The 19,518-nt window shown below is 49.6% G+C and carries 21 protein-coding genes and 1 riboswitch; of the genes, 13 read left to right on the top strand and 8 right to left on the bottom strand.

What is annotated here, in order from left to right; translation table 11 throughout:
• Window positions 1-14: 14 nt before the first annotated feature.
• From rbsK to M4D81_RS09430, 6 genes are all read left to right on the top strand, one after another.
• Window positions 15-926 carry a ribokinase gene (rbsK, locus tag M4D81_RS09455; protein ID WP_260065854.1) on the top strand — a complete coding sequence of 304 codons (912 nt, stop codon included), beginning with the start codon at window positions 15-17 and terminating at the stop codon, window positions 924-926.
• A 248-nt stretch (window positions 927-1,174) separates the two neighbouring features.
• Window positions 1,175-1,360: a hypothetical protein gene (locus M4D81_RS09450; protein WP_074961828.1), complete on the top strand. Its 186-nt coding sequence runs from the start codon at window positions 1,175-1,177 to the stop codon at window positions 1,358-1,360.
• Between the two features lie 475 nt (window positions 1,361-1,835).
• The gene (locus M4D81_RS09445) at window positions 1,836-2,336 is read left to right on the top strand and encodes a nucleotidyltransferase family protein (RefSeq protein WP_397376674.1); all 501 of its coding nucleotides are present in this window, start codon (window positions 1,836-1,838) and stop codon (window positions 2,334-2,336) included.
• Window positions 2,337-2,443: 107 nt separating this feature from the next.
• On the top strand, window positions 2,444-3,151 hold the full coding sequence (locus tag M4D81_RS09440) for a class I SAM-dependent methyltransferase (protein WP_260065852.1): 708 nt from the start codon (window positions 2,444-2,446) through the stop codon (window positions 3,149-3,151).
• A 2-nt stretch (window positions 3,152-3,153) separates the two neighbouring features.
• Window positions 3,154-3,618: an NUDIX hydrolase gene (locus M4D81_RS09435; protein WP_260065851.1), complete on the top strand. Its 465-nt coding sequence runs from the start codon at window positions 3,154-3,156 to the stop codon at window positions 3,616-3,618.
• Window positions 3,615-4,175 (top strand): histidine phosphatase family protein, encoded by a 561-nt coding sequence (locus M4D81_RS09430; RefSeq protein ID WP_260065849.1) that lies wholly within the window; start codon window positions 3,615-3,617, stop codon window positions 4,173-4,175. The genes M4D81_RS09435 and M4D81_RS09430 overlap by 4 nt, the downstream gene beginning before the upstream one ends.
• 198 nt (window positions 4,176-4,373) lie before the next feature.
• Here M4D81_RS09430 and M4D81_RS09425 read toward each other — a convergent pair whose 3' ends face one another.
• Both M4D81_RS09425 and M4D81_RS09420 read right to left on the bottom strand, forming a co-directional pair.
• The gene (locus M4D81_RS09425) at window positions 4,374-5,624 is read right to left on the bottom strand and encodes a methyl-accepting chemotaxis protein (protein ID WP_260065847.1); all 1,251 of its coding nucleotides are present in this window, start codon (window positions 5,622-5,624) and stop codon (window positions 4,374-4,376) included.
• Between the two features lie 184 nt (window positions 5,625-5,808).
• Window positions 5,809-6,531 carry a class I SAM-dependent methyltransferase gene (locus M4D81_RS09420; RefSeq protein WP_260065845.1) on the bottom strand — a complete coding sequence of 241 codons (723 nt, stop codon included), beginning with the start codon at window positions 6,529-6,531 and terminating at the stop codon, window positions 5,809-5,811.
• Window positions 6,532-6,675: 144 nt separating this feature from the next.
• Here M4D81_RS09420 and M4D81_RS09415 point away from each other — a divergent pair, with 144 nt between their 5' ends.
• On the top strand, window positions 6,676-7,374 hold the full coding sequence (locus M4D81_RS09415) for a nucleotidyltransferase domain-containing protein (protein ID WP_260065843.1): 699 nt from the start codon (window positions 6,676-6,678) through the stop codon (window positions 7,372-7,374).
• Between the two features lie 117 nt (window positions 7,375-7,491).
• A complete protein-coding gene (locus M4D81_RS09410; RefSeq protein ID WP_194543647.1) occupies window positions 7,492-7,590 on the top strand; it encodes a YjcZ family sporulation protein in 99 nt (32 codons plus the stop codon).
• Between the two features lie 72 nt (window positions 7,591-7,662).
• On the opposite strand, the gene M4D81_RS09405 is transcribed toward M4D81_RS09410, so the two are convergent.
• Entirely contained in the window at window positions 7,663-8,268 is a 606-nt protein-coding gene (locus tag M4D81_RS09405) for a Ykof family thiamine-binding protein (protein ID WP_260065841.1), read from the bottom strand.
• A gap of 84 nt (window positions 8,269-8,352) precedes the next feature.
• Window positions 8,353-8,455: riboswitch (TPP riboswitch) on the bottom strand.
• 184 nt (window positions 8,456-8,639) lie between these two features.
• Window positions 8,640-9,242: a nitroreductase family protein gene (locus M4D81_RS09400; RefSeq protein ID WP_071219983.1), complete on the bottom strand. Its 603-nt coding sequence runs from the start codon at window positions 9,240-9,242 to the stop codon at window positions 8,640-8,642.
• A 541-nt stretch (window positions 9,243-9,783) separates the two neighbouring features.
• Between M4D81_RS09400 and M4D81_RS09395 the strand changes: the two genes are divergently transcribed.
• The 5 genes from M4D81_RS09395 to M4D81_RS09375 all read left to right on the top strand — a co-directional run bounded on the left by M4D81_RS09395 (window position 9,784) and on the right by M4D81_RS09375 (window position 15,205).
• Window positions 9,784-10,737: an ABC transporter permease gene (locus M4D81_RS09395; RefSeq protein WP_260065840.1), complete on the top strand. Its 954-nt coding sequence runs from the start codon at window positions 9,784-9,786 to the stop codon at window positions 10,735-10,737.
• Window positions 10,727-11,674 (top strand): iron chelate uptake ABC transporter family permease subunit, encoded by a 948-nt coding sequence (locus M4D81_RS09390; protein WP_071219986.1) that lies wholly within the window; start codon window positions 10,727-10,729, stop codon window positions 11,672-11,674. Before M4D81_RS09395 ends, M4D81_RS09390 begins: the two co-directional genes overlap by 11 nt.
• A complete protein-coding gene (locus M4D81_RS09385) occupies window positions 11,671-12,429 on the top strand; it encodes an iron ABC transporter ATP-binding protein (RefSeq protein WP_076325073.1) in 759 nt (252 codons plus the stop codon). The genes M4D81_RS09390 and M4D81_RS09385 overlap by 4 nt, the downstream gene beginning before the upstream one ends.
• Window positions 12,430-12,629: 200 nt before the next feature.
• Window positions 12,630-13,601: a siderophore ABC transporter substrate-binding protein gene (locus M4D81_RS09380; protein ID WP_071219988.1), complete on the top strand. Its 972-nt coding sequence runs from the start codon at window positions 12,630-12,632 to the stop codon at window positions 13,599-13,601.
• 179 nt (window positions 13,602-13,780) lie between these two features.
• Window positions 13,781-15,205, top strand: a complete 1,425-nt coding sequence (locus M4D81_RS09375; RefSeq protein WP_260065835.1) for an NAD-dependent succinate-semialdehyde dehydrogenase — start codon at window positions 13,781-13,783, stop codon at window positions 15,203-15,205.
• A 139-nt stretch (window positions 15,206-15,344) separates the two neighbouring features.
• Here M4D81_RS09375 and M4D81_RS09370 read toward each other — a convergent pair whose 3' ends face one another.
• The 4 genes from M4D81_RS09370 to M4D81_RS09355 form a co-directional block, all read right to left on the bottom strand.
• Entirely contained in the window at window positions 15,345-16,307 is a 963-nt protein-coding gene (locus M4D81_RS09370) for a Gfo/Idh/MocA family protein (protein WP_260065834.1), read from the bottom strand.
• A gap of 188 nt (window positions 16,308-16,495) precedes the next feature.
• Window positions 16,496-17,479, bottom strand: coding sequence for a Gfo/Idh/MocA family protein (locus tag M4D81_RS09365; protein ID WP_260065833.1), 984 nt, complete (start codon window positions 17,477-17,479; stop codon window positions 16,496-16,498).
• 125 nt (window positions 17,480-17,604) lie between these two features.
• Window positions 17,605-18,627, bottom strand: coding sequence for a Gfo/Idh/MocA family protein (locus M4D81_RS09360; protein WP_260065831.1), 1,023 nt, complete (start codon window positions 18,625-18,627; stop codon window positions 17,605-17,607).
• A gap of 44 nt (window positions 18,628-18,671) precedes the next feature.
• Complete coding sequence (locus M4D81_RS09355) at window positions 18,672-19,508, bottom strand: carbohydrate ABC transporter permease (protein ID WP_113057310.1); 837 nt, start codon at window positions 19,506-19,508, stop codon at window positions 18,672-18,674.
• Between the last annotated feature and the right edge of the window lie 10 nt (window positions 19,509-19,518).

Genomic DNA, 19,518 nt, shown 5'->3' with positions numbered 1-19,518 from the left:
GGAGCGGATTATCTTTGCGCAAGCTGGTTGTCATTGGCAGCATTAATATGGATGTTGTGAGTACTGTAGAGCAGTTCCCCCGCCCGGGGGAAACGATTCATAGCAAGGGCACATCTTTTTTTCCTGGGGGGAAAGGGGCAAATCAGGCTGTGGCGGCAGCCTCGGCGGGTGCGGATTGTGCCATGGTCGGCGCGGTTGGTCTTGATCCATTTGGGAAGACCCTGGTTGCTTCTTTGGAGGAACGAGGCGTTGGCGTTACTTCCGTCCTCTCCAAGACAGGCACCTCGGGGATGGCGATCATCACGGTCAACGAGGAAGGCGAGAATTATATTGTGCTGTCGGAAGGAGCCAATGGGCGGTTGACTGAAGAAGACGTAGCGACAGAGGTGAAATGGGATGGAGTATATGCCGTGCTGCTGCAGAATGAAATTCCGTGGCAGACGACGGAGTACGTTATCCAATCGGCAAACAAGGCAGGCGTTCGCGTCTGGTTGAATCCGGCGCCTGCGCGAGAGGTCCCTCATGACGTGCTGCCGCTGATCGATACATTAATTGTGAACGAGACCGAAGCGGAAGTGGTAAGCGGCTTGAAGGTGGAGGACGCGGCTACAGCGGATGCAGCGGCAGCGTCGATCATCGGCAGAGGCACCTCCAACGTGATCATCACCCTTGGCGAGCAGGGCTGCTTCTATGGGAATGCCAAGGGTGAGCGTTTCACCGTTCCGGCTTTCCGTGTCACACCCGTGGATACCACGGCGGCAGGAGATACCTTCATCGGTGCTTATGCGGCGGCTTGCACGGAGGGATTGGAAACGGAAGAGGCCCTTCAGTTTGCAACTGCAGCGGCTGCACTGACGGTAACCCGGCCAGGCGCACAAGCCTCTATACCGTCCAAGGAAGAGATTATGGCTTTTATAAATAAATAATTCGTTGCAAAAAGCGAGAGGGCGTCTTTGTTGCCTTCTCGCTTTTGTTATATTCCCCCTCGTATTTCGAATATGCGCGATAGGCGTACGATGACGACGATCCGCCATTCATTCCGGATCTGATGAGGCTGCAGTGATTATGATCCCTGTCATGTGAGATCTAAATGGAGATGCCCGACATGTTCTGCCGAACCCTTTCATATATGTAAGAGTGATGATAATGAATCTATGAAATGGGGTATCTGCTCATGGCAAAACAAAAAAGAGGCAAATCCTTGTGGAACCTACCAACTCGCGCCCGCGGTACATGCCCGGTGTGCAAGAGTACGCGGACTAAACTGTTGTATCCCCGGACCAAATCGGACGGGACTGCCCTGAAAGTGTGCAAGCGCTGTGACGGCGCTTCGCAGGAGCGGGTGGACGCGGCTGTGTAGCTATCACACCAGCGGCCTTGATTGGACGAACGATGGGATAATCTTATGCATCTTGCGGATAACTCGAAATACGGCTTATAAAGCTCCCTCACAGGAACATACGCAGTCAAACCATCTCAAGTCGCAGCTGTTAGTGCGCATGCTCAGGTTTCTGTCCGGCATGCTGCACGGGTGGCACCCGCTGCGACCTATAATCCCTGCCTGTCTTGCCGTTCAGGGATTATTTGGAATATAATAGTTTTACCAAAGAGCGTGCATAGACCGTATTCCTCGTGAAGCGGTCTATGCTTTTTACACAGATACAGCATTTGAGGGTTACGCTCTTATTCAAGTTGCGGGTAGCAAATAGAAGAACCGGTGGAAGTTGAATTGTAAGAGGGCGAAGAAGAATATCATGTTATTGGCGGTGGATGGTATATTAGAGGAACAGTTAAAGGAACAGTTAAAGGAGTACATAAGCCAGCATAAGCAATTGATGACGGATTTGGGCAGCGTTCGAGACTTAGGGTTGCCTCAATGCTATATTGCTGCAGGCTACATTCGAAATTATGTGTGGGACCTGCTTCATGGGTTGGAAGGGACGGATCGGCATACGGATATCGATGTCGTATACTTCGATCCGGAGGATGTTTCTGTAGAGCGGGATATTCGATTGGAAGAGCTTCTTAGAACAACAACGGCGAACCCGAAATGGTCAGTCAAGAATCAGGCCAGAATGCATGTGAAGAATGGAGATGAGCCTTATAACTCGACCCAAGCAGCGTTAACCTATTGGCCGGAGACGGCGACCGCAGTCGGGGCAAGGCTGAACGTCGAAGAAGAGCTTGAGCTCTGCTGTCCTTATGGATTGGGGGATTTATTTGCGCTTCGGGTTCGCAGAAGTCCTAACTTTCATAAGCCGAGCTATTATTTGGAACGGGTAGCGAAGAAGCAATGGAAGGATCAGTGGCCGCAGCTAACGATAAGCGATGATTAGATAAGAGTACCCTAAATCCTAGCAGAGTTTGCAGTGAGCAAGGAAATGGGCTGTCCGTATTGAATTTATAGGTAGGCCTTATAACGGCCGGAACAAGGGGCTATCGCATGGACATATTCAACTGCGCACGTCAAAAGGAAATATTGTATCACGAGACACTGTACGAAGAAACCGTATTGTTTCAGCCTGGGAGCTGGTTAGCCAAGCCTGTGCAGACGGTCCTCGATCATCTGGAATTATTGTCGTTTCATGAGATGCGGGTATTGGATCTGGCCTGTGGCGTCGGGCGTAACAGTATCCCGGTTGCGCAGCGGATCCAAGCGGCGAACGGGCAGGTCGTCTGCGTGGATCTGCTGCCATCGGCAGTCGAGAAGCTGCGGCAGTATGCGGTACTACATGGCGTAAGCTCAAACCTTGAGGCCATTGTGGCAGACGTAGAGCACTATGAAATTGCCGTGGATACTTATCATTACGTCATCGCATGCTCATGCCTGGAGCATATGAGCTCCGAGGATGCCTTCGTATCCAAGATCGAACAGATGCAGGCAGGAACCGTGCACCAGGGCATACACTGCATCATGATGAGCACAGAGGTGAAGGAAATCGATCAGGAAACGGGCTTGGAGGAGGAAGGTTTAATCGAGCTGAATCTGTCCGCGGACAGAGCCTTTTCCATCCTCGATGAGCTGTATTCGGAATGGGAGATCTTCACGAGGCGTCAGGTGCAGCAGGATATTCAAGAAGTGAAGGGTGGGAGAGACGTACTTTTTCGAAGTCAATGGATCACCTTCACTGCAAGAAAAGGAGTGTGTTAACTGTGGTGAAACATACGCATCTCGGCGTTTATGGAGTATTGATTCAGCATGATCATATCCTGTTGATCCAGAAAGCGAGAGGGCCGCACAAGGGGAAGTGGGATTTACCGGGCGGCTCCATTGAGTTCGGAGAAGAGCCGGAGTATACGCTGCAGCGCGAATTTATAGAGGAAACCGGGCTTGCTCCAATTAAGGGGAGCATTCGGACGGCTGTATCCTACACGATCGTATATCAGTATGAAGCGAATCAGATGGAAGAACTGCATCACATCGGCATCATGTATGATGTCGAGCTGCTGGATCATCAAGCCGTGATCAAGACGGACGGAGACGGCCAGGACTCATTAGGAGCAAAATGGATTCCCTTGGAGTCATTGGGGTTGTTACCGTTAACACCGTTTGTAGAGATGATGATGGAGCCCGTATTAAAGGGTGAGACTTCTAAAGAAGCAGAGGTTGAAGGATGACGACTTTCTATTTTGTGAGACATGCGGAATCGCCATATCTCGAGGGGAAGGAAAGGTCGCGGGGATTATCCGCCGAGGGTTCCCTCGCTGCGGTTCGAGTCAAGGACATGCTCCTGGGAGAAGGGATTGACGCGATCATATCAAGCCCTTACAAGCGAGCCAAAGATACGGTCCAACCATTGGCAGACGCTTTGGGATTGCTGATTACGGAGTATGAGGACTTAAGGGAACGGAAGGTCGGGGATTTTCAGGGGCATTCCTTCCTCGATGCCAAGAAGATCCTTTTTCAGGATCCAACTACCTCCTTCCCTGGAGGGGAATCCAGCAAAAGCGCGCAAAGCCGAGCAGTCCAGGTGCTAAAGGAAATCCTGAATAAACATATCGGAAAGTCTGTCGTGATTGGCACCCACGGCGACATTATGACACTCATGCTGCAGCATTATGATCAACGATTCGATTATCATTTCTGGTTAGGTACAACGCTGCCGGATATTTACCGAGCCGAGTTTGAGGAAGGGCGGGTCGTGAATATCGCGCGGTTATGGAACGAGCTATAGGGCTGGAGTACTTTGCATGATATAAAAGGGGGCTGCCCCCTACGACGGTTTGCTCACTTGACGGACGGTTCGTCATACTCGAAAATGTGTCCAATGAAGAATGGCTGTGCTCAGGATGTTATCCTAGCACAGCCATTTCTTGCATTTCGGCTCGCTGCCGCTTCGAAAGCGCGTATACATTATGTAGCGTGTACCTACTTAAAATTTGAAAATGTTGATCGTTTTTTGCAGCCGGAAAACGGCATTATTCATTGCTTCCGCTTCCTCGGCCATCTTCTGGATCGATGAGATGCCTTCATTCATGGAGGCCGACACCTGCTCCGTTCCAGCGGCGGATTGCTGCGTGATCGCCGATATATTCTGAATCGCGGAAGAAATGCTCTTCGCACTTTCGAGCATGGATTCGCTCTCCTTGGAGAAAGCGGCGATCTGTTCCGAAATATACTGAACACTGTTTACAATCTCCATGAACACCTGCTCAGCCTCACGGATCATTTCGGTTTGCTGCCTGACGACCTCTTCATTAATTTTAATGTTCTGGGTGGCATGTTTCACGTCCGATTCGATGCTCCGTACGAGATTGAATACTTCCCGTGTTGATGACGTGGATTCTTCGGCCAATTTACGCACCTCTTGGGCGACAATCGCAAAGCCGGCGCCGTGCTCGCCTGCTCTTGCCGCTTCAATAGATGCGTTCAAGGATAACAAATTGGTCTGATCGGCAAGTTCCGAGATCGTCTCCGTGATCTGCGTAATTCCTCTGGCACTCCGGGCCAGTGCATCAATGGACTCCGCGACTTTGGCCGTTGCGTCAATATTACGCTGCATTCCTGCAGACTGCTTGGCGACGGAGTCCCTTCCTTGCTCAACCAGTCCCAGCGTTTCGATCGAACGGGTATTCATTTCCTGGGTTGAATGCGTATAGTTGCTGACCTTCTCCTCGATCTCGCCAATGGAATGTGTCATTTCGGCTACGTCTTCCGAAATTTCGTTAGCCCCGACGGCCAGCTCATTGGAAGATAAGGAGACTTGATTCATCACTTGAATGAGTTCCTGGTTTTTAATCGAGATATTGGAGCTTGAGGTCATGACCTGACGCGTAATATCCGAGGTTTCCTGCAATATTTTACGGAGCTTGTCCACCATGCTGTTGAATGTTCTGCTGAGATCGTTCATGCCCCCAACCTCTTCTACCTGGAAGGTGAAGTCGCCTTTCGCGATTTTGGCAGAAACGCTGGAGATTTCCGCGAAGGAGTTGGTAAGCGTTTTCTCAATAAGACGAGAAAGAGGAAAAGTAAGACCGGTTAGTACCACCACGATGACCACGCCAATGATTGCTTTACCCATTAGAATAAATGCAAGCAGCATTGGAACCGCAAACAAAGCGGCAATGAGAAAACAGGCTGCAGTAATTTTTCGTGAGATAGGGAGTCTGTTGAACCATGCCATAAGAATGAGTCCTCCTCAACAACATAGGATATATTTACCATGATTATAGCATCGACGGGCAAAACTAGATAGAACGAATTGACAAAAAGTGTTGGATTAGGTCGAAAGAACTGAAAATGAGGAGGGAGAGGGGATACGTAGCAAATATGCGAATCCCCACTTGATGCACAGATATGAAAAGGTTTTATTTTATTGCCCGGAATAAGGCGGAAGCGAGATAATCGGTATTATCCAGAATCATGCGGTCATGCTTGAACAGCGTTTCCCAGAGCGCAACATCGAACAGGAGTCCTTTATCGCGTTGTTCAAATGTATCCAGATGACGTGTCTGCTCTTCCTTTAACTGCTCATTGAAGTGGTTGTACTCCAGAATTTCTTCCTGTTTAAACCCGCAAGCCAAGAGGGAGTCCGCCCATTCTTCTCTCATCATCAGATTAGGTATTCCGAAGAATTCGAGCAGTTCCTGAACCTTTGCTTCCGGCATGGGTTTATCTAGCAGTAATTCTCTGTCCAGCAGGACGCCTCCGCGATCCAGAACGCGGTAATATTCGGGCAGCGATTTCGAAGTATTCGTAAATACGGTAACAGACTCGGCCAGGATCAGATCAAATTGGTTGTCCTCGAAAGGCAATGCGCATACATCCGCTTGATGGAACTGCACGTCGATTTCCATCGCTTCGGCTCGTGCTCGTGCTTTTTTGATCATATTTTCGTTCAGATCAACAGCGGTCACTTGATACCCCATCTCCGAAAGATGGCATGCGGTTCTGCCAGTTCCGCACCCCACCTCCAGAATGCGGCTGCCCGGTTGAATGGGATAATTCTTCAGCATTCTGAGGGTTGCCTCGAATCCTCCCGGGTGGGCACTGCCCATGCCTAATTTGGAGAGCATATGAATGTAGTTCATCTCATCTATCCCTTCTTCCCTTGTCATCAACATGAGGGTAATCGTTTATTTACCATATGATTCAGGTACGTTTAGGGTTTTAGCTGAATTAGATATTTTGAGCCCTTTTTTCGGGAGGATCAGAGTCATAATGGAGGAAACGTCATGAGGATGGAACCGGTAGAGGCAGCGGAACGCGTCATTCAACACGATTATCCCGACTGTTTGCTTGCCGTGCTTGGCGGCAGCGCGAGCAGAGGCGAATATAATGAACAATCCGATTTGGACATTATGGTCCTTGAACGAGAGGGTCATGATTTCAGCAGGAGGACGATAGGGGCGCATGGGTGGATCGCGGAAATCTTTATATTGTCTTTATCCTCCTATCGCGAATATTTTGACGAGGGAGTGATCGCGGCGAATCCGTCATTTCAGCGGATGATCGCAGAAGGGACGGTGCTGCGCCTTATGCCCGAGGGGGAAGAGGTGCGGGCGGAAGCCCAAAGCGATTTGGATTACGGACCTCTGCCCTTGACGAGAACCGATATTAACGATTACCGTTATGTGCTAACCGAGTACATGCTGGACTTGAAGAGTCCCCGAAGCGATGGCGAAAAATGGTTTACGGTGCACAAAATAGCCGCGATTCTCTGTGATTTTGTACTTAGGGTGAACCGGGAGTGGACGGGTGAAGGGAAAACGCTGTTCCGCCTGTTTAACCGCTTTGACACAATCTTAGGAGAGCGATTGGAAGCAGCGCTCGCGGCGATGTATCGCCAAGATGATCCTTCTGTTCTAATGGCATTTACCGAGGAAATGCTCCGTCCGTACGGAGGGAAACTTCTCATCGGTTATGAGGAATAAAATATCGATGCCAATAGATAAAGATTGGTACATTAGCCGTGACGCTAGCAAGGCGCGGGAAATACTATAATAGTGTGATTACATCACGGCATACTTTAAATCCAGGAGGGGATCTTCATGAGCGGAGTATATGGCGGCGGTGAATATGGCAATTCAGTAGGAATTATTTTGGTTCTCTTTATCCTGCTCGTAATCATCTTGAGTGCTTGGGTTTAAACCGTCAAGATTCTTGGCAGTAGTGACAGAAAAGCCCGGCGCATGCCGGGCTTTTGTCTGCCTCAATCGGACTCAATTCGATGCAGCTTTAACCGAGGGGCTGTGAGCGGACACCACTGCAGTCATGACCAGATGGCTGCTGTCGGATTGGATCGCATGCAAAAACGCCTCTTCAAGAGACCCGAACACCCGGGATAAGGATCCGTCCAACCGGCTGGCGTAATGAACGCTTCCGGCGAACGTACCGGCTGCCTTCGCACGATTTACTTCACCGTAGATGACCTCCATGTAGTTATCCGTACCCATGGGGTAAAGAGCGAATTGGCAGGCAGTCTCCATATCGGCATGTTCTCCGATGTCGTTGTTTAAGCGGGTCGAATCCTCCGTCATATATACATCGGCGTCCGTATCCCCGGGGCAGCCGATGGAATAAGTGCCATTAAAAACAGTGTGCACGCCACTCGCCGCAGCATGGGCGAATATCGCTCTTGTAACATCAAAGACATGCTCTGCACGTCCACGAATACAGGTACTCACATCGTCTGTCTGAATCCACACCTTCCCCGTATCCACAGATTGCAGCGCGCCCAGGATGACCTCTACAAACCGGTCTGTCATAGGAAATACCGAGAACCGGCATCCGACGATCCGGCTGGTTCCGCAAACAAGCTCATTCATTGTCATTTCCTCCCCATTATATAAGTCCACGTAAAAAAACCGCACCCCGTGAAGAAGGTGCAGTTATGCCTACGAAAAGAAATAAACATAAATGCTACACTTCCCCACGCTAGTATGACCTAGATCGGGTGATAAGGGTTAACGGCAGCCCGCCGTCTCTCAGCACATGGCACCCCTAGTACAGCCAACATCTTATGTAGTTGGTTAACCACAAGATTTGCCCCGGAACTTCATGTTATCGGTAGAAGTTCGAGGGTTCTTACCTGTGTAATTGTATCGTTTTGCCATCGGTTTTTCAATCTTTGCCCATTATAAAAACCGCCTGTCCCAGTTGCAGGAACTTAGGGAGGCGGCTTTTTTCATCTGTTTGATTAGTTATATACTTTCACGCGATCTTCAAGCGGTGCAAATTCTTTTTCGCCTGGTTCAGCAACCGGCTTACCGAAAGGCATTTGAGCAATCAGCTTCCAGCTTTCCGGGATGTTCCATTCGGCTTTTACTTTTTCGTCGATCAGCGGGTTGTAGTGCTGCAGGGATGCGCCCAGACCTTCTGCTTCAAGGGATGTCCATACTACAAATTGCAGCATGCCGTTGGATTGGTTGGACCATACCGGGAAGTTGTCGGCATAAGCGGCAAAGTTTTGTTGCAGCCCGGCAATGACGTTGTTGTCCTCGAAGAACAGTACCGTACCGTAACCAGCGCGGAATGAAGCCATTTTGTCGGCAGTGGATTTGAATGCTTCTTCATCACCAACAACTTCCTTCAGAATGCCTTCCGTCATGTTCCACAGTTTATCATGCTGTTCGCCAAGCAATACAACGACGCGTGCACTTTGGGAGTTGAAAGAAGACGGAGTATACTTAACCGCTTCGTTTACGATTTCCTGAATACGCTCGTCCGAGATAACGGATTCTTTGCTAATCCCGTAATAAGAACGGCGATTTTTGAGTGCAGCTGAAAAATCTTTAGACATTGAAAAAAAACCTCCTGGTGTAATCGAATTTGCATACGCCTGATTAGAAGATGTCCCTTACTACAAGCAAATATGCATTTTACGTTATTAGCCATAAATTCAATTATTATTCTACATTAACTTACGTTTAGTTAGAAATAATAATTCTGTTAGGATATTAATATAACTTAGAGGAATTGTCAACGACTTTTAATATCTAATATAATTTTTCTTATCCATTTAATAGGGATTGAAACAGTATCGTTTTTAGAGAAGTCTCATTATTGCAGATGCTGCATTAAAGGGGATTTAACCAAAGTGTGGTTCTGCCCTGAGGATAATAGCTATGTCTCCACCTAACTTCATATTATGAACAATTCATGAACAAAATATACTTGTATGAACAATTTAATTGATTTTGATTCTCAATTATACTTGTCGAGCCAGAATGAGGATGATATAATGCATATCAGAACGCAATTGATAATCAATCTCAATGAGAATGATGACGAAAATTGCACGATCCCAGGTATTTAGAGACATACGCATAGAAGGAAGAGCCATGAAGATTAGATACTTATTTGCAGCCGTTGTGGTACTCTCGATAATCTCATTATTTATTGGAGTTAAAGATATCTCGCCACTGCAATTGTTCTCGATGACGGAACAACAACAGCATATTATGCTTGTCAGCCGGATTCCTAGGCTTGTCAGTCTCATATTGGCGGGTGTCAGCATGAGCATCTGCGGATTGATCATGCAGCAGCTCAGCCGCAACAAGTTCGTATCGCCCACCACGGCAGGTACGATGGACTCTGCCAGACTGGGGATATTGGTAGCCATGCTTGTCTTCACGACAAGCGGACCGCTTGTCAAAATGCTTGTGGCATTTGTATTCGCTCTGGCAGGAACCTTTATCTTCATGAAGATACTGGATCGGATTAAGTTCAAGGATGCGATCTTCATCCCGCTCGTAGGGCTGATGTTCGGTAATATCGTCAGTTCGATCGCCACCTTCTTTGCATACAAATATGATCTTATTCAGAATATGTCCGCATGGCTCCAGGGTGATTTTTCCATGATCATGAAGGGCCAGTATGAAATGCTCTATCTTAGTATCCCGCTTGTGATTCTGGCGTATCTGTTCGCCAACAAGTTTACGGTGGCCGGAATGGGAGAGGAGTTTGCTACCAACCTGGGCCTTCACTACCGGAGAGTTGTGAATCTGGGACTGGTCATCGTGGCGCTGGTTACGGCTTCCGTCGTGCTGACGGTCGGCGTGATTCCGTTTCTTGGTCTGATCATACCTAATATTGTTAGTTTGTACTTAGGAGACCATTTGAAAAAAAGCCTTTCGCATACCGCGCTGCTGGGGGCCGGGTTCGTACTGTTCTGTGACATCCTGGGCCGGATCATTATTTATCCCTATGAAATTCCGATTAGTCTAACCGTGGGCGTACTCGGAAGCGGTATATTCATTTTCTTACTGATGAGGAGAAAGGCTTATGACTTATAAAGCCAAACTCGGCCTGTTGGCCGCAGCGGCAATCATCCTGGTGGCAGTCTTTCTGTTCATTGATCTTGGCGGCAATTGGGATTACGCGCTTCCGAGGAGAATCAAGAAGGTGCTTGCCATTATTCTGACCGGCGGGGCGATTGCTCTGTCTACCACGGTGTTTCAAACGGTCACGAATAACCGGATACTGACGCCTAGCGTTATGGGATTAGATTCCTTATATATACTGATCCAGACCACCGTCATCTTTGTTTTCGGATCCTTCACGCTGTACAAACTGGGCAGCAACGTTAACTTTCTGATCAACGTGGGCGCGATGATCCTATTTGCCGGAGTCTTATATAAGATTCTGTTTAAAAGGGAAGGGAATAACATTTACTTCCTGCTGCTGATCGGCATGATCTTCGGAACCCTGTTCTCCAGCATGTCTTCCTTTATGGAAGTGCTGATTGACCCGAACGAGTTCCAGTTTGTAGCCGACAAAATGTTTGCCAGCTTTAACAATGTGAAGACCGAGCTCCTGGTCCTTTCCGTCATTGTCGTAGCGCTGACCTTGCTGTACTTTGCCCGATTTGCCAAGTACCTGAACGTGCTGGCACTAGGTCGTGAGCAGGCGATCAACCTCGGCGTGAATTATGATTATGTTGTGAAGCGGCTTCTGATTGTGGTTGCCGTTCTGATCTCGGTGGCTACCGCTTTGGTAGGTCCGATTACATTCCTCGGGCTCCTGGTGGTCAACGTTGCGTACGAAGTGATGAAGACATACAGGCATTCATATTTAATAGCAGCATCCATACTGATTAGCATTATTGCACTGGTCGGCGGTCAATTGGTTGTAGAGCGGGTGTTCACGTTCTCTACAACGCTCAGCGTCATTATCAACTTCATCGGCGGTGTCTACTTCATATACCTGCTACTAAAGGAGAGTAAAGCATGATCCAGGTTACGAACGTATCGAAAGTCTATGGCGGCAAAAAAGTCGTTGATAACGTGTCCGTTACGATCCCGAAAGGTCAAATCACTTCCTTTATCGGTCCGAACGGTGCCGGCAAGAGTACGTTGCTGTCCATGATTAGCAGATTAACAGGCAAGGACAGCGGACAAATTACGGTGGACGGTAAAGAGGTTAGCCAATGGAAGAGCGGCGATCTGGCGAAGAAGGTTTCGATTCTGAAACAATCCAACCACATCAGCCTCCGTCTGACGGTGCGTGAGCTTGTATCCTTTGGTCGTTTTCCTTACTCTCAGGGCAGATTGAACGCGGAAGACGAGAAATACGTAGATGAGGCTATCTCTTATATGGAGCTTGGGGATATGCAGCATAAATATCTTCATCAGCTCAGCGGCGGCCAGACCCAGCGTGCTTACATAGCGATGGTCATCGCCCAGAATACAGAGTATATCCTGCTGGATGAGCCACTGAACAATCTGGACATGAAACACTCCGTACAGATTATGAAGATTCTCAGAAAGCTTGTCGCTGATCTGAACAAGACAATTGTCATCGTTATTCATGACATCAATTTCGCTTCGTTCTATTCGGATTACATCGTGGCATTGAAGGATGGAGCCATTGAAAGCGAAGGGAAGACCGAGAATATCATTCAGAGCAATGTGCTTCGCGGAATCTATGACATGGACATTGAGATCGAAGAGATTAATGACAATCGGGTGTGTGTATACTACGGCTAAGCGACATGATATGAGAGAGTGGAGGATAAGGATTCTGGAAGATAACAGCACGGAATCCTTATCCAATACAAGGACAGGGCTGCCTTGGATATAGGAAGGCATGATTTAATCTGTTCAGATTGAATTACATATTCAACCATAAATTCAAATATATGTTGAATTATAGAAAGCTTTTAAATATAAAAAATGGGGTGTAAATAATGAAAAAATGGTTGGCTTTATTTATGGTAGCAATGTTCACGCTTGTGCTCGCGGCTTGTGGTCAAGACGATAAAACAAGCGGCACGGGTGGCGGAGATGCAGCTGGAGATCCACCGGCTGCCACTGAAGAAATCACGATTACCCATCAACTGGGTGAAACGCCTGTTAAGAAGAATCCTTCCCGCGTTGTTGTTTTTGATTTTGGTATCCTGGACTCTGTCGATAAATTGGGTATTGAGGTTTTGGGCGTTCCACAAGCCAATATCCCGTCCTACCTGTCCAAATTCGAGGACAAGAAATACGAGAATGTGGGCAGCCTGAAAGAACCTGATTTTGAGAAAATCAACAGCATTAACCCGGATCTGATCATCATTTCCGGCAGACAGCAAGATGCGTATGAGGAGCTCAGCAAAATTGCTCCAACTATCTTCCTGGGTGTTGATACAAGCAAATACATGGAATCCTTTAAAGCAAACATGAACACGCTGGGTCAAATCTTTGGTAAAGAAGCAGAAGTTGAAAAAGAGCTTGCTACGATCGACGAGAACATCAAAGCATTGAATGAGAAAGCTACAGCAACCGGCAAGAAAGCATTGATCATCCTGGCTAACGAAGGCAAGATCAGTGCATACGGACCGGGTTCCCGCTTCGGCATTCTGCATGATGTGTTCGGTTTCGGAGCTGTAGATCCTAACATCGAAGTCAGCACACATGGTAAAGACATATCGAATGAGTACATCGTTGAGATGAACCCGGATTATCTCTTTGTTGTCGACCGCGGTGCAGCGGTTGCCACGGGCGAAGGAGCTTCAGGTGCTAAAGCGGTTGTTGAGAACGAGCTTGTGAATACAACGAACGCGGCAAAAGAGGGTAACATCGTTTACTTGAACCCGGATTTCTGGTATCTTTCCGGCGGCGGCCTGACGTCTGTATCTGAAATGATCACGGAAGTAGACGCAGCTATTAAATAAGTTTAGCGAATTGTTATGAATATAGGAAACACTGGAGCTTGCGTATAAAGCTCCAGTGTTTTATTTTTTTGCATTAGGGTAAGTGGGTAACGGATAATAAGAAGGACGGATCGTGACCGCAGCAGTTGATGATCAATCAGCATTCACAGCCATGATGAGACGAAGAGGAGGTCTTTACGATGTTTCGTAATCAAATCTATATTGCTGGACAATGGATTCAGACCGAAGAACAGATGGACGTATATAATCCGGCGGATGGGAAGGTAATAGGTACCGTGTCCAAGGCCGGCAAGAAGGAAGCCGGGCTTGCCGTCGATGCGGCAGCCGATGCGTTTGGCGCATGGTCCCGCAGAACGGCGAATGAACGGGGGGAACTGCTGCGCCGCTGGCATCAGCTTATAGCGGAACATACGGATGAATTGGCGCGGATTATGACCACAGAGCAGGGGAAACCGCTTAAGGAAGCAGCGGGCGAGATACAATATGCCAACAGCTTTGTGTCCTGGTATGCGGAGGAAGGCAAACGAATCTACGGCGAGACTATACCCGGATCATCCAGCCGGCAGCGCATCATTGTAACGAAGCAACCCGTAGGCGTCGTAGCAGCGATTACGCCGTGGAACTTCCCCGCATCCATGATTACCCGCAAAGTGGCGCCTGCTCTGGCCGCCGGCTGCACCGTGGTGATCAAGCCATCCAGCGAGACGCCGTTCACGGCCATCAAGCTGGTGGAGCTTGCCGATCAGGCCGGTATTCCAGCCGGGGTCATTAACATCGTAACCGGAGCTTCAAGCGACATTTCCGGCGTGTGGCAGGCAGACAGCCGCGTAAGAAAGCTGTCTTTTACTGGATCAACCGAAGTGGGGAAACAGCTGATGGCCGGAGCTGCCGCTAACGTCAAGAAAATATCGCTGGAGCTTGGCGGCCATGCGCCCTTTATCGTGACGGACCAGGCTGATCTGGATCAAGCGGCTGCCGGATTAATCTCCTCCAAATTCCGCAATGGAGGTCAGACCTGCGTATGTGCTAACCGGGTTTATGTACAGGAAGGGATTGCGCAGGAGTTTGCCACAAAGTTTGCGAAGCTTGTGAAGCAATTAAAGGTAGGAAATGGACTGGAGAACGGCGTCGATATCGGCCCTTTGATTAACCGGGACGCTGTGGATAAAGTCGTAAGGCAGATCAAGGACGCGGAAGAGAAGGGCGGCGTCATATTGGTAGGAGGTCAAGCATTACCGGAGCTGGGCCGCAATTATATTGAGCCTACGGTCATTATAAACGCAACCGACGACATGGAATGCATGAACGAGGAAACCTTCGGCCCCCTTGCCCCGATTACCACGTTCAAAACGATAGACGGAGCGGTGCAGCGTGCCAACAACAGTCCCTATGGATTAGCTGCCTATGTATTTACGCAGAATCTGGGCGAAGCGGTGAACATTGCAGAATCGCTGGACTACGGGATTGTTGGTGTGAATGATCCCGTTCCTTCGACGGCGCAAGCGCCGTTCGGCGGATTCAAGGAGAGTGGACTTGGCCGGGAAGGCGGGCACTACGGAATGGATGAGTTCCTGGAGGTGAAGTACATTTCGCTTGGTTTATAAGAGCGGGGCGAGTACATCATTACGCTATAGTGCGAAACGGGTGAGCTGTTGAGCAGTTATCAGACTGTGTCGCACCATACGAACCCAAAATCAAGGGGCATGCTCAAGGTCTACAGACCACGAGCATGCCCCTTTTTTATTATGATTGCAGGATGACGGGTTGGCCGGTTTCTGCGGATTCATTGGCGGCCAGCGTCACTTCCAGTGTCTTGAAGCCGTCTTCATAAGATGCCAGCACGAGGCTCGGATCGTTGTTACGAATGGCGTCAATCAAGGCGTTGGTTAGGTTTTTGTAAAAGTCCGATTTGCTGCGGTACACGATTTCTTTCTCCTTGTCTACAATGGAGAGCGTGGTTCCGTCCAATACTACGCGGAAGTCGCGACCCATGATCTCGATTCCGCTGCGGTGATCGAACTGGATAAATCCAGTTTGCATATGGCCGACGGCTCCAGAGTCTAACACGAATTGGATGGCGCCCACATCCGGAATGTCAAGGTCCGGAATGTCATTCACCAGCAGCAGCTTCATATCGGCATACAGGCGGGTGATATCGCCGCACAGATAGCGAACCAAGTCCATGGTATGCGTGGACTGCTCCACCAGCTGCCCGCCGGATAATGCCTTCTTGCGCCACCAAGGAGTCGGTACAGGTGTTGTTATGTAGTGGGCGCGAACCATTCCGATTTTTTTGTCCTTAAGAAAATCTTTGGCGATCGCAACGGTGTCCAGGTAGCGCAGACAGTAGCCGGAAGCTGCTATGATTCCGCTTTCACTTATGACTTTGGCTTTGTGTCGGACAGACTGGGCGTCCAGCCCCAGCGGCTTCTCCACCATCAGGTGAATGCCCTTTGCGGCTGCCTGTTCTTCGATATCACCATGGCAAAATGGCGGAATGCATACATACAGCACATCCAGCTGCTTTTGCTCCAGCATCGTGCTGCCGTCCGTATAATAAGCTGTGCCGTACAGTTCGGCCTGCTGCTGCGCTAACGCTTCATTGGTGTCGCATATTGCAGCCAGCTGAACGTGTTCGTTTCCGTGCAGGTTTTTGATATGGACGGCGCCCATGCCTCCCGCTCCAAGCACGCCTGCTTTTATCATAGGTTGCCTCACTCCTGATCGTATAGGATGTTGGTTTCATGTTCCGGTAACTCGATTACTCACACGTGATTATAGCCCCGCTATCCATATTATTCAAGCTTTGAACATAGATTAACGGATCCGCTATGAAAAAAAGCACAGAAGACCTCCTCGAATACCACGAGTACGACTTCTGTGCCCGTTAACGATTACAGCTCCGACAACGCGATTGTCCGATGGCTCGCGGATGATCGGTAGGCGGCTACGGCCACGGCAAGTGCCTTGAGCCCATCTTCACCAGTGACGGATGCTTCTGCAGCGCCGGAGGAAATCGAAGATACGAAATCCCTGATCAGGCTGGCATCCATGCTATCCCCCCATGCATGATGGCGGTATCCGGAATCATCGGTGTATACGTGCAGTTTCTGGCTGGTGGCATTAACGCTAAGGGTCCCGGCAGAGCCTACAATTTCTAAGGTCACGTCGCCCCATGTCGGAAACTCCTTGTTGCGGGACCAGCTGCAATCCAGCGTGGCAAACACACCATTATGGAACTCCATAGTCAGAATGCCGCAATCATCGATAGGGGATTCCGAGATGAGATGGTCGACTTCGGCATACACGTCCTTCACCTCGGCACCTGTAATCCAGCGCATGATATCAGCGACATGCACCGTATGATCCATGACGGCACCTCCGCCGGACAGCTTGGGATCGATGAACCAACCGCCGGGATTTCGTCCGCGGTTGGTCCCCTTCATTGCCAGAATACGGCCTAATTTTCCCTCATCGACCATCTGTTTGGCTCGAACGACCGTAGCATTGTAACGCACGGGGAATGCCGTTTGCAGCAGCACGCCGCTTGCTTTGCACGCATCAATCATATCCTGTGCATCCTGTATATTGGTCGAAAGCGGTTTTTCGCAGAGCACATGCACCCCGGCTGTAGCCGCGGCAAGCACGTGCTCCTTATGATGGGCATTCTCGGAGGTGACAATGACACCATCCAGGCTTTGACTAAGAAGCTCGTGATAATCCTGATAATAGGCTGTCCCGAAATACTCGGCGTATTTCCGTCCGCGCTTTTCCACAGGATCGGCTATGCCGACAAGCTCTACGCCTTCGATCCCCTGCAGCGCTTTGGCATAACTGAACGCGTGCATATGCGCAAAGCTGATTACTCCCAATTTCATAGCTTTCTCTCCTTCTACAAAAGATGAGAAAGGATAACCAACAGAGTTGTATCCTTCTTATCCCGTAAGAAAAATGATCCGCTGCATGCGGTCTGACTTTTGAAAATACGTCGATCGCCTTTTTCTCATGTTGAGGCGAGTGTGAGCGCATCATCCTCGATAACCACCGGCTCGCCGGAGGCCATGGAGGCAAGGGCGGCAAGCGCGATACGAAGCGCTTCGTATGCGTCTTCTGCCGAGACGACCGGCTCGCTGCCGTCACGGATACACGACATGAAGTGCTCCAGTTCCCGGTAGTAGGGACTCCGTTCAAGCGGGCTTTCCGGCACGACGACACCGGGGACGGTAGCGGCACTGCTCCGCGATTTGAAGAGAAGAGGGCTGTCCTTCGCGCTGTCATAATCGATAACCCCGCTTGTGCCCGCCATCTCTAAATTCATGGAAAAACCCTCGTGAGCCCAGGTGCCTTCCACATGCGCGATGACACCGCTACGAAAACGTAGAGTTACCAGCGAATAATCCAGCTGGGCCTGATGACGGCCATGGAGCCCTTTGGCATATACGCGTTCAACCTCGCCAAAGCACCAGCGCAGGTAATCAAAATCATGAATCATTGCATCCAGCGTAATTCCGCCGCTCGCTCCAAAGTCACTGTACCAATGGTTCCAGCCCCCAGGATAACCGCCGCCCCTGCCTGCCCGGATGACAGCGGGTTTGCCGATGCTGCCCTGATCCAGAAGCGATTTGGCCTTCACATATTCCGGAAAGAAGCGGAGGACGTGACCCACGAATAAACGCACGCCTTTATCCTGGCAGTAGTTGATCATGAAGCGTGCATCCGCTTCGCTTCTGGCGAGCGGTTTCTCGCATATGACATGCTTGCCGATGTCCGCGGCTTTGACAACATAGTCCTTATGAAACGGGGTTGGCAGGCAGACGTCAATGACATCAATGCGAGTCGCGCCCAAACTTGCAACGGCTGCTTCGAATGAAGCGTAGGCCTGTGCGCCGTATTTATCCGCCAGCTGCTGTGCTTTTTCCGCCCGGATATCGGCAATCCCCGCAAGCTTAACGCCCGGCATCGAAGCATAAGCGGCGGCATGGGTCCTACCCATGGTGCCTGCACCAATCACTAACACCTGTAACATTTCCGTACACTCCTTTTTTTTGCATGGTTCGAGCGATCCGTGCGCTATCCTTTAATCCCGTTCATGGCGATCCCTTCAATAAAGTATCGCTGAAGGAAGATAAACAGGATGATGATGGGGAGGGTAGCCATTAAGGCCCCTGCCATCAGCAGCGGGTAATCGGTGGAATGCTGTCCCTGGAAGCTGGATATCCCGATGGAAAGGACACGCATCTCCTCGGAGCTCGTCATGATGAGCGGCCATAGCAGATCGTTCCATGAGGCTAATATGGTGAAGATCGCCAGGGAGACGAGAGCCGCCTTGGATAAAGGCAAATAAATATTCCAGTAAATCCGGAAATAACTGCAGCCATCGATTTTGGCCGCTTCCTCCAGGTCCTTCGGCAGCGTCATAAAGAACTGTCTCAATAAGAACGTACCGAAGGCGCTGAATATGCCGGGTACGATCAGCACGTAGAACGTGTCCAGCCAATTGAACTCGCGCATGATGACAAAGCTCGGAATCATAACAACCTGGGACGGGACCATCAATACGGCCAGGAGCGCGAGAAAGATGGCGTTCTTGAAAGGGAATCTCAGACTGGCAAATGCATAGGCTGCAAGGGAGCACAGAATGAGCTGTCCAGCCGTCCGTCCCACCGTCACGATAACGGTGTTCAAATAATAGGTTCCGAAATCAATGGTTTGGATGACCCGCAGGTAGTTGTCCGGGTGCCATTCCACAGGGAGCCATTTGGGCGGAACGGACATGGAATCCGCAAAGGACTTGAAGGATGTGGATATCATCCACAGAAACGGCATAATCATGAGCAGCGCCCCGACAGCTAAGAGGATGTGGACCGCCAGACGGCTTGCTTTTCCCGCATCGGTTGAAGTATTCACGTCTACACAC

It is taken from the genome of Paenibacillus sp. p3-SID867 (genome assembly GCF_025142895.1).
Classification (GTDB): domain Bacteria; phylum Bacillota; class Bacilli; order Paenibacillales; family Paenibacillaceae; genus Paenibacillus_AQ.
The sequence above is the reverse complement of the archived record's forward strand: the minus strand, read 5'-3'. Positions and strand labels throughout refer to the sequence as shown.

What these genes read in the sequence shown, in the direction of transcription:
- M4D81_RS09450 (WP_074961828.1), top strand. Translation starts at nt 1,175, where the DNA reads ATGGCAAAACAAAAAAGAGGCAAATCCTTGTGGAACCTACCAACTCGC.
- M4D81_RS09445 (WP_397376674.1), top strand. Translation starts at nt 1,836, where the DNA reads ATGACGGATTTGGGCAGCGTTCGAGACTTAGGGTTGCCTCAATGCTAT.
- M4D81_RS09440 (WP_260065852.1), top strand. Translation starts at nt 2,444, where the DNA reads ATGGACATATTCAACTGCGCACGTCAAAAGGAAATATTGTATCACGAG.
- M4D81_RS09430 (WP_260065849.1), top strand. Translation starts at nt 3,615, where the DNA reads ATGACGACTTTCTATTTTGTGAGACATGCGGAATCGCCATATCTCGAG.
- M4D81_RS09425 (WP_260065847.1), bottom strand. Translation starts at nt 5,624, where the DNA reads ATGGCATGGTTCAACAGACTCCCTATCTCACGAAAAATTACTGCAGCC.
- M4D81_RS09420 (WP_260065845.1), bottom strand. Translation starts at nt 6,531, where the DNA reads ATGAACTACATTCATATGCTCTCCAAATTAGGCATGGGCAGTGCCCAC.
- M4D81_RS09415 (WP_260065843.1), top strand. Translation starts at nt 6,676, where the DNA reads ATGAGGATGGAACCGGTAGAGGCAGCGGAACGCGTCATTCAACACGAT.
- M4D81_RS09410 (WP_194543647.1), top strand. Translation starts at nt 7,492, where the DNA reads ATGAGCGGAGTATATGGCGGCGGTGAATATGGCAATTCAGTAGGAATT.
- M4D81_RS09405 (WP_260065841.1), bottom strand. Translation starts at nt 8,268, where the DNA reads ATGAATGAGCTTGTTTGCGGAACCAGCCGGATCGTCGGATGCCGGTTC.
- M4D81_RS09400 (WP_071219983.1), bottom strand. Translation starts at nt 9,242, where the DNA reads ATGTCTAAAGATTTTTCAGCTGCACTCAAAAATCGCCGTTCTTATTAC.
- M4D81_RS09395 (WP_260065840.1), top strand. Translation starts at nt 9,784, where the DNA reads ATGAAGATTAGATACTTATTTGCAGCCGTTGTGGTACTCTCGATAATC.
- M4D81_RS09390 (WP_071219986.1), top strand. Translation starts at nt 10,727, where the DNA reads ATGACTTATAAAGCCAAACTCGGCCTGTTGGCCGCAGCGGCAATCATC.
- M4D81_RS09385 (WP_076325073.1), top strand. Translation starts at nt 11,671, where the DNA reads ATGATCCAGGTTACGAACGTATCGAAAGTCTATGGCGGCAAAAAAGTC.
- M4D81_RS09380 (WP_071219988.1), top strand. Translation starts at nt 12,630, where the DNA reads ATGAAAAAATGGTTGGCTTTATTTATGGTAGCAATGTTCACGCTTGTG.
- M4D81_RS09375 (WP_260065835.1), top strand. Translation starts at nt 13,781, where the DNA reads ATGTTTCGTAATCAAATCTATATTGCTGGACAATGGATTCAGACCGAA.
- M4D81_RS09370 (WP_260065834.1), bottom strand. Translation starts at nt 16,307, where the DNA reads ATGATAAAAGCAGGCGTGCTTGGAGCGGGAGGCATGGGCGCCGTCCAT.
- M4D81_RS09365 (WP_260065833.1), bottom strand. Translation starts at nt 17,479, where the DNA reads ATGAAATTGGGAGTAATCAGCTTTGCGCATATGCACGCGTTCAGTTAT.
- M4D81_RS09360 (WP_260065831.1), bottom strand. Translation starts at nt 18,627, where the DNA reads ATGTTACAGGTGTTAGTGATTGGTGCAGGCACCATGGGTAGGACCCAT.